Raw genomic sequence first — 12,809 nt, 5'->3', positions numbered from 1 at the left:
CATGCCAAGGCATTCGATCAAATCGTGCGGGTTAATCCCGGTTCAGCAGTTTCTGTGCTGCATCGGTGCGCTGTCGGATGACTTCATCCGGCAGCGAAAGGATGCGCTAGAGAATGAACCAGGCAGCGACGCAGACTAGAATGAAAAGAACGGTCGCGGAGAAGAAACCACCAACAAAAAAGCCGAACGCCATGGCAATCATAAGGGCAACGAGCGTCACCGTGGCCCATTTAACCAGGCCCGCAAAACCGGCATAAGTTTTCTCATGCTCAGCATAGTCCATCGGTGCGCCAAGTTCAGCCGGAGCCGTTGTATGATGTTCTGCCATTTTAGTTCCACCCATTCAGAATTTCCGCCCATACACCGTCATGTTAAGCGAAAATAACTGTAATCTTCAATGTGCGACCGAACAAACCCATGCATTGACAGCAAGGCTTTTCGTCGCAGCTACCCTCTCCGCAGAAGCGGTTCCGCAGTCTTCGTAAAGCGAAACCACCCCTCTGGCTACATTTAATTGTTTAATATCCGGCGATGTTTTTAGATTCTTAGACGCCGAGGCCAGTATATTTCGCCGTCGGCAGGATTGTCAGCGGCACCGAACTGCCACGCATATCGGCAAACATGGCGCGGCGTTCATGCGGCTGCGACTTGAAAAACGGAAAGCGCACGGCCACCGCATCGCGAATATTGCGGATCGGAGCGGCGCCAAGCCCGACCCTGATTCCATAGCCCTCATGTTCGCGCGCATCGGCCATGACGGAGGTGCCGAAGATACGTTTATAGAAGGCCATATGCTCCGGCTTTACCGAGGCAAGGCATTGATCCGCCGCGAAAAATTCCGACGCCATCGCCGCGATGCGCAGCGTTATATAGGGAATGGCCGGATATTCGCTCAAAAGCTCCGGATCGGCGGCAAAACGTGTCGGATCGACAAAATGCATGCCGCTATTGAGCAACGGATCGAGAATATCGGGGAACAGCGCATAGCTCGTGCCGCGCCGATGATCGGGCGTGATGTGATGAATGCGCAGCGTGCTGACGAGTTGCCCATCCACATGCACGCCATAGACGAAGGCGTGGCTGTCGCGGTCGATATCATCCACGATGGACGGCACTTCCGCCTCATGCATGACATTGCGCGTACGATAGGAACGGTAACGCAGACGACCGATTTCCTCGAGGTCTTCTGCGTGAACGATGCGGCGATACTCCACCCGATCGAGAAACTGCAACAGCTGTCGCGCAAAATTGGACAATGGCGGTTTATCGCCTGTAGCAGCTGTATTCGTCATGCAATCGATTTTCCGCACCCCGCAAATCAGTGCGCAGAATAGGCGCCTTTATCAGTGTGTAAAGATATAAGTTGGTGTGGCAACATCTTATCGCCACGTAATCGACATTTCGTAACCACAATTGAAGCGGCTTTTTGCGTCAATACATCCTCCCAAAATCGTGAAATACCCACAGTTTTGAGCCGTTTCACGATTTTGCCTTAATTGAAAACAGGCGTTCATTTTTGAGAACTGCACTGAAGTTCGCAATCGAGCAATCCCTGGAACTCAAGCCACGGTTCGCCCGCCATCACGCCGCGATGCAGCCTTGGCGGTCATCGCACTGATCGCTTCCACAGGCACCGGCATACCAAGAAGATAGCCCTGAACGAGATCGGCCCCAGCAGCCACACGGATCAGCGCAAGCTGCTCCTCGGTTTCGACGCCCTCAACCGTGACGCCCAGCCCCAGCTCGTGCGAAAGCTGGGTGACGCCGCGAAGCAACATCAGCGACCGCCGGTCGCTGGTAATATCGCGCACGAAGGAACGATCCACCTTCACCTTGGTCAATGGCAATGTATTGAGATAGCTGAGGCTGGAATAGCCGGTTCCGAAATCGTCGAGCGCGATATTGATCCCGGCATTCTTGAGGCGCTGCAGCACCATTGAGGTTTTGTTGCGGTCCGAGATGATCGCGCTTTCCGTCACTTCCACTTCAAGACGATGCGCCGGAAGCCCCGATTTCTGCAAGGCATTCGCAATATCGCGGGCAATATCGTTGCTCTTCAGATCGATGGCCGAAAGGTTGACGGAAACGCCGATCCGGTCACCCCATGACAGACAGTCCGTACAAGCTTGCTCCAGCATGAAGCGGGTAATGTCGGTTATGATACCCATCTCTTCCGCAAGCGGAATGAACTCGGTCGGCGGCACGAAACCAAGCTCGGGGTGCTCCCATCGCGCCAGCGCTTCACATGCGACAACGCGCAGGGACTGCGCGCTGACGATGGGCTGATAGACGACCTTGATCTCGCCGTGATCGATGGCAAGCCGCAAATCGGCTTTGAGTTTCTGACGCCCGCGATATTTTGTGTCCATCGCATCGATGAAGATAGACCAGGGTTTGTCTTCCTTGCTTTTGGCCTCGTAGAGCGCCAGATCCGCACTGATGTGCATGCTGCCGACATCGCATCGTTCGACATCCTCGATCGCGATGCCCGCACTGATATCGATATGGACCTGATCGCCGTCGAGATCGTAAACACCGGTCACAACGGCCATGATGTGTTCCATCACGCCCGTAACTTCGGTGTCGCTGCGCAGGTTGAAGACGAACACCACAAACTCGTCACCGCCGAAACGCGACGCGATGAAACGTTGCGGATCAAGCGAATTAAGCCGCTCTGCAAACAGGCGCAGCAGCACGTCGCCTGTATGATGCCCCAATGTATCGTTGACATGCTTGAAATGATTGATGTCGATGACGATGAGAGCGGCCTTCGTACCCGGTTGCTGATGGGAGCGCATGGATCGCACCAGGGTTTCGAAATAATTGCGGTTTGGCAGCCCTGTCAGGCCGTCATAACGCGCCATATGCTGAATGCGCGCTTCCGCTTCCACGCGCTGCGTCACGTCCTCGAACATCAGAACCGCCCCTTCATTGAGGGTCTGATTGCCGATACATTCAATATAACGCTGGTTGGAAAGCTGGAAAATGTCGCGCGTTCGCTTGCCGAGCAAGAGGTCCTGCATGCGCATATACACATTTTTCAGGTCGTTCTGCGGAAACAGTCCCTTCTTGGCGCAATAGCGCAGAAGAACGTCGAGCTTGCGGCCATGCAGCTTTGTGTGCTCGGCGATCTGCAGCATCGCCTTGGCCTTGTTGTTGATGACTGCAATGCGCTGCTGGCTGTCGAACATCAAAAGGCCCTGCGGCATGTTGTTGAGCGCCGCATCGAAACGCCCGGCCACGATGGACAAGCGCCGTTTGCCCATGACCGCGGCAAAGAGAAACTCGCGCAGGCCGTTGGCCATCTGGATGTTGGACAGGAAATAGGGGATCAGCAGCAGGCCGATGATGACGTGAAACGGCGTCCCCGCCAGAATGAGTCCGGCCAGAACCGGAATGAGCGTGCAGGCCGACATCAGGATAACGGCTTTCGCCGACGCATAATTGCGGCCCACAATGGATACGACCGAAGCAAGCAGCACCGTCAAACTGGCGAGTTCGGCGAATGAATCCCGCAATATATAGCTTGAGAAGAAGCACAGCATGCCAAGGGTCAGGCAGACGGCGGATGCACCGATCAGATAGCGCGTTTCCCACCGGTCGAGATCGGCATGGGACAGTGACTGCTGCTTTGCCTGATCGAACTTGTGCATGTCGAAGATGCGACCGACGGCGATGACCGCGAAGACACCAGCAAAGACCAGATAGCGCCAGTCATCGGTTTTCACATAGATGACAACGCAGGCTACAACGTGCGCGAGCAGGCCGAACCAGAGCGTCGTACGATTGCCATACAGCGCTCTGAGAAAAGATAGCCGCACATCTGCAGGTATCTCAGGTTTACGGCTTTGCCACATATCGATGCATCTATCCCTTATATGGGGAGGCAATATCGCACTAATGACTTAAAAATATCTTTCGGGATATTAAACCACAAGCTGTTATGACAACCACCATAAGATGTATTCAGATATTTTTTAAGGATAACCACAGACGCATAGCCTTCACGCGGCAATTACAACCATAAGCACTCATGTTTTAATCGTCCCAATATTACTGAAATGCCGGCGACAGGAGAACAGGAGCAGGTTAGTTTCCGCATTCACGAGAATTAATCCAGATTAGTCAAAGTGGATATTCTACCACCAGACCGTCACCCGCTAGAGAAAAATCCCGTCATACAAGTCACGACGCGGGAAATAACCACCAAAGGAACTTTCCAACCCTGTCAGAGTTGGTGCCCCCCATCCACGGTGATGATCGAGCCGGTCATGTAGCGGCTGGCATCGGAAGCCAGCATCAGCACAACCCCGTCCAGATCCTCTGGTTCGCCGAGGCGCCGCATCGGGTTCCGCCCTTTGAAGTAGCCCCCCGCAGGGCCTTGCAGCTGATCTTCATTGATTCGCGTCGGAAACCATCCCGGTGAAATCGCATTGACACGAATATCGTGGGTCGCCCATTCCAGCGCCAGTGCCCGCGTCATCTGCGTCACGCAGGCCTTTGACATGCAATAAGCGGCGGCCCCCTTTTGCGGACGCTCGCCCAGAATGCTGGTCGTGTTCACGATGGAACCGCCCGCGCCGCGCTCGATCATGCGGCGCGCAGCCTCCTGCGCCACAAAAAAGGCGCCTGCGACATTGACCTCGAATATATGCTCAAGCATATCGCGGGTTGTGTCGAGCGCGCGTGCCATATGGGCGACACCGGCATTGTTGAAAAGCGTCGTTATCGGCCCGAAACGTGTTTCGGCCTCGTCGAAAGCGCGAATGATTTCATCCGGATGGGTCACATCCGCCATGATTTCCAGCACTTCGCCACCCGATGGGCAAATGCTTTCGCCTGCATGGGTGCGCGAGATCGAAATCACGCGCGCGCCATGCCCTGCCAGCACATGGACCATTCTGAGGCCCAACCCCGAAGACCCACCCGTCACGGCAATGACCTTGCCCCTGACGGAGAAAAGCTGATCGTCAGTCATTCATCCCCTCAACTGCCAATCCCTCTTTATCACTTCCTAGAGTATAGAGATCGGCATTTGAACCATCTTCGGCCGTAAAAATCGGTTCAAATCAACACAATACACAGAAGGCACGACGAAAGACCTACGGCGCAGCCGAAAAACGACACCTGTTCGTGATTGCGCGACCCGTTGCGGAGAAGTAAGGAACAGAGCAGATAAGAGCATAATCCGACTGGTGGATACGAACATTATGCCCAAGACATCCCGCCCTCTCGTTGCCGTGCCGACCGATGTGAAGCCATTTGAAAACTACACCTGGCACGCAGCACCCCAGCAATATCTGTCAGCGGCAATCGACGTTGCGGAAGTAACGCCGTTGCTGGTGCCAAGCTTTGGCGACAAGATGGACCTCGATGCCATTCTGGACGCCGTTGACGGCGTTCTCATCACAGGTTCCAAGTCGAACGTTCACCCGGCACTCTATGGCGCTGAACCAAGCGCCGCGTTCGAACCTTATGACAATGCCCGAGACGCCACGTCGCTGCCGCTCATCCGGGCCGCCATTGAAAAAGGTGTTCCAGTCTTGGCCATCTGCCGTGGCATACAGGAACTGAACGTCGCATTGGGCGGTACGCTCGCCACCGAAATTCAGGAACTGGAGGGCCGGATGGATCATCGCGCGCCTGAATCCGAAAGCCAGGCCGAGCGTTTTGCCATCCAGCACCCGATCAAGCTCAACCCGAACTCATGCCTTGCGGAAATCCTGAAGGAAGAAAGCGTGCGGGTGAATTCCGTTCACCGTCAGGCCATCGACAAGCTCGCGCCGCAGCTTGAAGTCGAGGCTGTGGCCGAAGACGGTACGGTTGAGGCCGTCTCCGTGAAGAACGCAAAGGGATTTGTCGTCGGCGTCCAGTGGCACCCGGAATATTGGGTGCATTCAGATGCCCCTTCCCGCAAGATCTTCGAGGCGTTTGGGGATGCCGTGCGCAAGCATAGTTTAGGGCAGTAGGGCAGTAGGGCAGTAGGGCAGTAGGGCAGTAGGGCAGTAGGGCAGTAAAGAATATGGTGGTTGCGGTCATGCGCAACCAAAACATACTCCCCTACTCCCCTATTCCCTTAACATACTGCCTTATTGCCCTATTGCCTTACTGCCTTAACATGAACCGTCTCCGGCACAGGCGTCAGCGCTGAGCCCGTATCGAACCATGAAATGAGATTGTCGATCACCAGATCTGCCATGGCCTGACGGGTCTTTTGCGATGCGGATGCGATATGCGGCAGTAGAACCGTGTTGGGCGCGTCGAGCAGCCCCTGCGAAACATGCGGTTCGTTTGCGAATACGTCCAGACCCGCAGCGGCAATGGTGCCATTGTTCAACGCTGCGATCAGCGCATCCTCATCGACCAACGAACCACGCCCGACATTGATCAGCACACCGTCCGGACCCAGCGCTTGCAGCACTTCGGCATTGACTGCCTTGGCGGTTTCTGCACCGCCGGGCGCGACGAGAATAAGCGTGTCCACCGCCTTGGCCAGCTCGAGCAGGCTCGGATAATAATCGTAAGCGACGCCTTCAGCCTTGCGACGGTTGTGATAGGAAACCGGCAGTCCGAAAGCTTCAACACGATGGGCAACCGCCTTGCCGATACGGCCAAGGCCGAAAATGCCGACCTTGCGCCCGCGCAGGGACAGCTTCGACAGCGGGTAGCGGCCTTCCTTGACCCAATTGCCTGCACGCAGGAACTCCTGCGATTTCGACAATTCCCGCACGGTATCGATCAGAAGGCCAAGTGCCGTATCGGCTACTTCATCGGTCAGCACGTCCGGCGTATTGGTGACCATCACATTACGAGTGGCGGCATGTTTCGCATCCACCGCATCATAACCGACGCCGAAATTGCCTATGATTTTCAGATTAGGCAATGCATCGATCAGCGCCGCATCGACAGTCGACATGCTGGCAATGCCTTGCACGTCGCCCGCCCAGGCCGCATCGACCAATGCCGCGTCGCCGCGCGGGATGCGGCGCACCGAAAACTCGCCGGACAGACGTTCGACGGCATATTCGTTGAAGTTTCCGAGCACCAGAACGGTTGTGTCGCGTTTGGTCATGACAATATTCCTCTGGATTCCTTTGGGCAGCATATTGCAGTTCGTGAGGGACCGGCGGTCGGTCAGCCCAAGGGCTGTAACCGGACCCGGAGCGGGGAAATCAGCCGTGTTTCGGTTTGGATGTCGATTGCCGGATATGGAGTTCCGGCTTGATGAGTTCCTGCATCGAGGAAACCTCGACGCCGTTCAACTGGTCCAGCAGTGCGCGGGCGGCGCGGCGCCCCACTTCACGCTGTCCGTTCCAGACGGTCGTCAGCGCGGGCGTTGCGATCGCCGCTTCCTCGAGATCGTCATAGCCGGTCACGGAAATATCCTCGCCCGGCACCAGCCCGGCACGGGCAATGCCGTTCATCAGGCCGATGGCCGTCAGATCGTTCCAGCAGACCGCAGCCGTCGGCTTGTCCTTCAGCGCCAGAAATTGCGGCGCGACCTCGAAACCGCCTTGCTTCGTGCGCGGCCCGGCAATACGCCAGTCCGGACGAACCTCAAGGCCAGCCTTTTCCATCGCCTGCACATAGCCGCGATAACGGTCACGACCCGTCGATGTCTGGTCCGTACCGCCGATCATGGCGATACGCGTATGACCGAGTGAAATCAGGTGATTGGTTGCAAGACCGATGCCATAGGCGTCGTCACCCCGGAAAACCGGCGCATGAACACCCTCGACGCTACGTGCGATCAGCACCACCGGCAGGCCGTTATCTTCTGCAAGCTGGATATCTTCCGGCGGCGTGCCGATAGCGGGCGACATGATGACCCCATCCGCGCCGAGCTGCAGAAGCGTATCCATGAAGGTGCGCTGCTTTTCGAGCTGGTCGTAATGGTTGGACAGGATGAAGGTCTGCCGCGACCGGTCCAGTTCCGTTTCGATGGATTTGAGAATTTCCGCGAAGAACGGATTCATGATGTCGTGCACCACGACGCCGACAATGCCGGAGCGCGAGGTGCGCAGGCTCGCAGCGCGACGGTTATAGATATAACCGATGGCGCGGGCATGTTCCTTGATCTTCTCGCGGGTCTGGTCTGCAACGAGGGGACTGTCGCGCAAAGCGAGCGAAACTGTGGCTGTCGAAACACCAAGCGCGTCAGCGATGGTCGATAGCTTTATTTTCTGGGCCAAGTCGCCTCCCCAAAATGGTCCGTGCCGCAGTCGGAGACGCGGCCGCAACCTGACAAGGTGAGACGCGACCGTTCGTCCTGCGAACGGTTATGCCATTGCAAACCTTGAATTGGAAGCATTTTCGATAGCACGCATCTTGAAAAGTGTTTCGCGTTTTCTCGCCAAGATGCGCGTCAAAACAAATAGTTAGAGCTTGATAAACGCCAGCTCTATTCCGCGTCGTCCTCTTCAAGCTCTTCCGCTTCGGGCTCATCGGGAATGCGCGTGACCCCGCGAAGCGCAAGATTGCTCTCCATCCGGCTCAACATCTTGAGGAAGGTCTTGCGGTCTTTCTTGTCGAGACCCTTCAGCATGTCCTTTTCGGTCTTGCGAATGGATTTCTCGATCGCCTTGATCGTTTCGAGACCGGTCTGCGTGAGATAGACATGCGACTGGCGCTGATCGGTTTCCGAGGCGCGCTTTGCCACAAACCCCTGCCCTTGCAGGCGCGCAATGGTTTTGGTGATGGTCGGCGGACGCACACCCAGCCGCTGTGCAAGCACGCCCGGCGTCAGCCCGTCTTCCGCAGCCAGTTGCAGCATGACCGCATCCTGCCCTGCATAGAGCCCCTGTTCCAGGAGCCGCGTGGCCAGCACCGTCCGCGACAATCGTGCCACGGATTGCAGCCGGTAAAGTACAACTGCCTTATTGTCCTTGCTCATCGCCACCTCGCCCTTGTTGGCGCTTTGATGCGCATCCCCGAAAAGGGTGAAACCGTTTTCGGACGCGATGCGCTGTTCAAAATAAACCAGTTCCTGTCGCCTGATCGATAGTCCTATCCATCCATATATCGTAAAATATTGTCCGACTTATGAAACAACAAGGCCCGGTTGCTGTCATGGCTAACGAGCGTTAGGGTCAGGACCCAATAAAACAAATAAAGCGAGGAAAACATGACCGATCTGCGCGATCAGAACAGCGACATGATTGTCGTTCTGCCCCTTGGCGCTCACGAACAGCATGGGCCTCACCTGCCGTTTGAAACGGATACGATCATCGCCGAGGGCATTGTCGCGCGCGTCAGCGATGCACTACCGCCTGAGCTGAACGTCAATTTCCTGCCTGCGCAGCCGGTCGGCTATTCCATAGAGCACATGGACACGGAAGGAACGCAGAGCCTCGCCTACGCTGAAGCCGTGAACCAGTGGATCGGCATTGGCGAGAACCTGCATGCGGGCGGCATTCGCAAACTGGTCATGCTGAACGCGCATGGCGGAAATTCGCCGCTGATGACGATTGTCGCAACGGAACTGCGCACACGGCTCGACATGCTGGCGGTGGCGACAAGCTGGACCCGTTTCGGCCTGCCGGAGGGCCTGATTACGCCGGAGGAAAAAGCGCTCGATATACATGGCGGCTTCATCGAGACATCGGTAATGCTGGCGCTGCGCCCCGATCTGGTGGATATGTCGAAGGCACGTAATTTCTCCAATGCCCAGTCACGCTACGCCGAGGAATTCAAGTTCCTGCGCGCCTATGGCCCTCACGCCTTCGGCTGGAAGATGCATGATCTCAACCCGGAAGGGGTTGCGGGCAATGCCGCTGCCGCAACGGCGGAAGCAGGCGAAAAGCTGATCGCCAACGCGGTGTCCGGCTTCATCGAATTGCTGCGCGATGTGGACAGGTTTGATCTTGCCCGGTTCAAATCGCAACGCCTTGCCAATCAGGCGGGCTGATGCGCACGATCATCGCACGAAGAGAACATGCCGAAGCATGGGCGCAGTTGCGCCACGCGCTCTGGCCCGACACCAGCCTTGAAAACCATCTGCAGGATATTCGCGACACGCTCGATGAAGACAACCCCGGTACCGTAACGTTCATCGCGGAAAGCTCGACAGGCCAGAGTGCGGGTTTCGCGGAAGCGGCGCTGCGGCGTGACTATGTCAATGGCTGCTCGACATCGCCTGTCCTCTTCCTCGAGGGTATTTATATATCTTCCGAATATCGCCAGCATGGCGTCGCACGGCTGCTTTGCGAAGCAATCGCAAACTGGGGTCGCAAAAAGGGCTGCACTGAATTTGCCTCCGATGTTTCACTTGAAAACCTTGACAGCCAGAACTTTCACGCAGCACTTGGTTTTGAGGAAACGGAAAGGGTAATCTTCTATCGGAAACCTCTTTAGGAGATGTAGAATTTGACCTCTGCACCATGACCGGCTTCGAGGAAAGTCACTGCCATCATCGTGAACGGCAACAATGTAATATTATAGCATTGCATATGGCATTCGCGCCGCCCTTCCCTTATATGAAATGTCCTATCCGGTGTTTCGGTGCTGGCCGCTTTGCGCTGACTGTTCCGAACCCCGAATTCAAAAGGCCACAACTTCAAGAGGCATAACCATGAGCCAGGCTGAAGCCCAAACCGAAGCTCCGTCTGCAACCGAGACGACCACTGAAGCTGGCCGCATTCCTGTGACCGTTCTGACCGGTTATCTGGGTTCGGGCAAGACCACTCTTCTCAACCGTATCCTGACCGAAAATCACGGCAAGCGTTATGCTGTCATCGTCAACGAGTTCGGCGAGATCGGTATCGACAACGACCTGATCGTCGAGTCGGACGAAGAAATCTATGAAATGAACAATGGCTGCATCTGCTGCACCGTGCGCGGCGACCTGATCCGCGTGGTGGAGGGTCTGATGCGCCGTCCGGGCCGTTTCGACGCCATCGTCGTGGAAACCACCGGCCTTGCCGATCCGGTTCCGGTTGCGCAGACCTTCTTCATGGATGACGACGTGCGCGCCAAAACCGGCCTTGATGCCGTTGTCGCCCTTGTGGATGCCAAGCACCTGCCGCTGCGCCTGAAGGACAGCCGCGAAGCGGAAGACCAGATCGCCTTTGCCGATGTAGTGCTCATCAACAAGACCGACCTCGTGACGCCGCAGGAACTGGCGGCCATCGAGGCGACCGTGCGCGCCATCAACCCGCATGCCATCATCCATCGCACCGAGCGCGCTTCCATCCCGCTCGACCGCGTACTCGATCGCGGCGCCTTCGACCTGAAGCGCGTGCTGGACAACGATCCGCACTTCCTCGACCACGATCATCCCGATCACATCTGCGGACCGGATTGCGATCATGACCATCATGGTCACGACCATGAACACGGGCACCATCATCATGCACATGATCATGACCACCATCACGACCATGACCATGTGTGCGGTCCCGACTGCGATCATGACCATCACCACGATCACGCCTCGCCGATCCATGATGTGACGGTGAAGTCCGTGTCGCTGAGGGCCGGTGAAATCGACCCGGCAAAATTCTTCCCGTGGATCCAGAACATCACCCAGACGCAGGGACCGAACATTCTGCGCCTCAAGGGCATCATCGCTTTCAAGGACGATCCGGATCGCTATGTGGTGCAGGGCGTGCACATGATTATCGAGGGCGACCACCAGCGCGCCTGGAAGGAAGACGAAAAGCGTGAAAGCCGCCTCGTCTTCATCGGACGCGAACTTGACCCCGCTGCCCTGAAAGCCGGCTTCGAGAACAGCCAGGCCCGATAAAGAACTCCCCGATCCGCCCATTCTACATATATCCAGTAAACCGTTCCGAGCTTTGCTGGATATATTTTAACCAGAAAAATACCGGAAGCCGATGCCTACAGTTGCTCCGCTCGACCTTGAAGGTCATTGTCTTTATGCGCGCTTTGTCGGCGGCATTCCCTTCTTCGCCATGGCGGATGGGTCGATCCATCAGCTCAACAATGGAAACAAGACCTCCGCAGGCCATGACGGGCTGTTGAGCGCAACCGTTTCCGTTGACGGAAAGTCGCTCATCACTGGCGGCGAAGACGGTCGCGTGTGCCGTACCGACGCCGATGGGACGGTAACCGAACTTGCGAAGATACCACGCAAATGGATGACCGCCGTGGCAGCAGGCCCCGGCGGAACTGTCGGTTTTGCATCGGGTCGCACTGCCTGGGTACGCACCTCTGACGGCAAGGTGCAGGAATTTGCGCAGGAGCGCAGCGTCGAAGGCATAGCCTTTGCGCCAAAGGGCCAGCGGCTTGCCATTGCGCGCTATAATGGCGCAACCCTGATCTGGACCGGAACGGCGGCAAAACCCGTTGAACTGGAATGGAAGGGCGCGCATATCGGCGTGATCTTCTCGCCCGATGGCCGCTTCCTCATCACCTCGATGCAGGAAAATGCCCTGCATGGCTGGCGCCTTGAAGATACGAAGCACATGCGCATGACCGGCTATCCGGCGAAGGTGAAGGATTGGTCGTGGAGCGCCAAGGCCAAGTGGCTCGCCACTTCAGGCGCCCCGGCAGCAATCGTCTGGCCTTTTGCGGGCAAGGACGGCCCGATGGGCAAGGCTCCTCTGGAGCTTGGCCTACGCGGCGACAGCATGGTGACATCGGTTGCCTGCCATCCGGTCGAAGACATTGCTGCCATCGGCTATAATGACGGCATGATCCTGGTCGCGCGTTTCGCTGACAGCAAGGAAGTTCTGCTGCGCCGCCCTGGCAAGGGCGCCATCACCAGCATGGGCTGGGATGAACAGGGCCACCGCCTCGTCTTCGGCTCGGAGGCCGGGGATTGTGGAGTGGTTTCGATAGCCGATTAG

At 56.7% G+C, this 12,809-nt stretch carries 12 protein-coding genes; 5 read left to right on the top strand and 7 right to left on the bottom strand.

Annotation, left to right across the window (positions count from 1 at the left end; translation table 11 throughout):
• Positions 1-106: 106 nt before the first annotated feature.
• The 4 genes from JNC70_RS13865 to JNC70_RS13850 all read right to left on the bottom strand — a co-directional run bounded on the left by JNC70_RS13865 (position 107) and on the right by JNC70_RS13850 (position 4,978).
• The gene (locus tag JNC70_RS13865; protein ID WP_104754311.1) at positions 107-328 is read right to left on the bottom strand and encodes an aa3-type cytochrome c oxidase subunit IV; all 222 of its coding nucleotides are present in this window, start codon (positions 326-328) and stop codon (positions 107-109) included.
• 217 nt (positions 329-545) lie between these two features.
• Positions 546-1,292, bottom strand: a complete 747-nt coding sequence (locus JNC70_RS13860; RefSeq protein WP_104754312.1) for an N-acyl amino acid synthase FeeM domain-containing protein — start codon at positions 1,290-1,292, stop codon at positions 546-548.
• A 267-nt stretch (positions 1,293-1,559) separates the two neighbouring features.
• On the bottom strand, positions 1,560-3,857 hold the full coding sequence (locus JNC70_RS13855; protein ID WP_104754313.1) for a putative bifunctional diguanylate cyclase/phosphodiesterase: 2,298 nt from the start codon (positions 3,855-3,857) through the stop codon (positions 1,560-1,562).
• 371 nt (positions 3,858-4,228) lie between these two features.
• The gene (locus JNC70_RS13850) at positions 4,229-4,978 is read right to left on the bottom strand and encodes an SDR family NAD(P)-dependent oxidoreductase (RefSeq protein ID WP_104754314.1); all 750 of its coding nucleotides are present in this window, start codon (positions 4,976-4,978) and stop codon (positions 4,229-4,231) included.
• 232 nt (positions 4,979-5,210) lie between these two features.
• Between JNC70_RS13850 and JNC70_RS13845 the strand changes: the two genes are divergently transcribed.
• On the top strand, positions 5,211-5,969 hold the full coding sequence (locus JNC70_RS13845; protein ID WP_104754315.1) for a gamma-glutamyl-gamma-aminobutyrate hydrolase family protein: 759 nt from the start codon (positions 5,211-5,213) through the stop codon (positions 5,967-5,969).
• A 128-nt stretch (positions 5,970-6,097) separates the two neighbouring features.
• Here JNC70_RS13845 and JNC70_RS13840 read toward each other — a convergent pair whose 3' ends face one another.
• The 3 genes from JNC70_RS13840 to JNC70_RS13830 form a co-directional block, all read right to left on the bottom strand.
• Positions 6,098-7,072, bottom strand: a complete 975-nt coding sequence (locus JNC70_RS13840; RefSeq protein WP_104754316.1) for a 2-hydroxyacid dehydrogenase — start codon at positions 7,070-7,072, stop codon at positions 6,098-6,100.
• Positions 7,073-7,172: 100 nt separating this feature from the next.
• The gene (locus JNC70_RS13835) at positions 7,173-8,192 is read right to left on the bottom strand and encodes a LacI family DNA-binding transcriptional regulator (protein ID WP_006471199.1); all 1,020 of its coding nucleotides are present in this window, start codon (positions 8,190-8,192) and stop codon (positions 7,173-7,175) included.
• A gap of 209 nt (positions 8,193-8,401) precedes the next feature.
• A complete protein-coding gene (locus JNC70_RS13830; RefSeq protein ID WP_104754317.1) occupies positions 8,402-8,893 on the bottom strand; it encodes a MarR family winged helix-turn-helix transcriptional regulator in 492 nt (163 codons plus the stop codon).
• 231 nt (positions 8,894-9,124) lie between these two features.
• Between JNC70_RS13830 and JNC70_RS13825 the strand changes: the two genes are divergently transcribed.
• The 4 genes from JNC70_RS13825 to JNC70_RS13810 all read left to right on the top strand — a co-directional run bounded on the left by JNC70_RS13825 (position 9,125) and on the right by JNC70_RS13810 (position 12,809).
• The gene (locus tag JNC70_RS13825) at positions 9,125-9,907 is read left to right on the top strand and encodes a creatininase family protein (protein ID WP_104754318.1); all 783 of its coding nucleotides are present in this window, start codon (positions 9,125-9,127) and stop codon (positions 9,905-9,907) included.
• The gene (gene aac(6') / locus JNC70_RS13820; RefSeq protein ID WP_104754319.1) at positions 9,907-10,353 is read left to right on the top strand and encodes an aminoglycoside 6'-N-acetyltransferase; all 447 of its coding nucleotides are present in this window, start codon (positions 9,907-9,909) and stop codon (positions 10,351-10,353) included. Before JNC70_RS13825 ends, aac(6') begins: the two co-directional genes overlap by 1 nt.
• Positions 10,354-10,570: 217 nt before the next feature.
• Complete coding sequence (locus tag JNC70_RS13815; RefSeq protein WP_104754320.1) at positions 10,571-11,743, top strand: CobW family GTP-binding protein; 1,173 nt, start codon at positions 10,571-10,573, stop codon at positions 11,741-11,743.
• Between the two features lie 91 nt (positions 11,744-11,834).
• On the top strand, positions 11,835-12,809 hold the full coding sequence (locus JNC70_RS13810; protein ID WP_104754321.1) for a WD40 repeat domain-containing protein: 975 nt from the start codon (positions 11,835-11,837) through the stop codon (positions 12,807-12,809).

Origin of the sequence: Brucella oryzae, from assembly GCF_041929965.1 — a bacterium.
GTDB classification, from domain to species: domain Bacteria; phylum Pseudomonadota; class Alphaproteobacteria; order Rhizobiales; family Rhizobiaceae; genus Brucella; species Brucella oryzae.
Note: the sequence above shows the minus strand (reverse complement) of the source record. Positions and strands in the feature narration are given on the sequence as shown.

Coding starts and splice junctions, on each gene's coding strand:
- JNC70_RS13865 (WP_104754311.1), bottom strand. CDS start 328: ATGGCAGAACATCATACAACGGCTCCGGCTGAACTTGGCGCACCGATG.
- JNC70_RS13860 (WP_104754312.1), bottom strand. CDS start 1,292: ATGACGAATACAGCTGCTACAGGCGATAAACCGCCATTGTCCAATTTT.
- JNC70_RS13855 (WP_104754313.1), bottom strand. CDS start 3,857: ATGTGGCAAAGCCGTAAACCTGAGATACCTGCAGATGTGCGGCTATCT.
- JNC70_RS13850 (WP_104754314.1), bottom strand. CDS start 4,978: ATGACTGACGATCAGCTTTTCTCCGTCAGGGGCAAGGTCATTGCCGTG.
- JNC70_RS13845 (WP_104754315.1), top strand. CDS start 5,211: ATGCCCAAGACATCCCGCCCTCTCGTTGCCGTGCCGACCGATGTGAAG.
- JNC70_RS13840 (WP_104754316.1), bottom strand. CDS start 7,072: ATGACCAAACGCGACACAACCGTTCTGGTGCTCGGAAACTTCAACGAA.
- JNC70_RS13830 (WP_104754317.1), bottom strand. CDS start 8,893: ATGAGCAAGGACAATAAGGCAGTTGTACTTTACCGGCTGCAATCCGTG.
- JNC70_RS13825 (WP_104754318.1), top strand. CDS start 9,125: ATGACCGATCTGCGCGATCAGAACAGCGACATGATTGTCGTTCTGCCC.
- JNC70_RS13815 (WP_104754320.1), top strand. CDS start 10,571: ATGAGCCAGGCTGAAGCCCAAACCGAAGCTCCGTCTGCAACCGAGACG.
- JNC70_RS13810 (WP_104754321.1), top strand. CDS start 11,835: ATGCCTACAGTTGCTCCGCTCGACCTTGAAGGTCATTGTCTTTATGCG.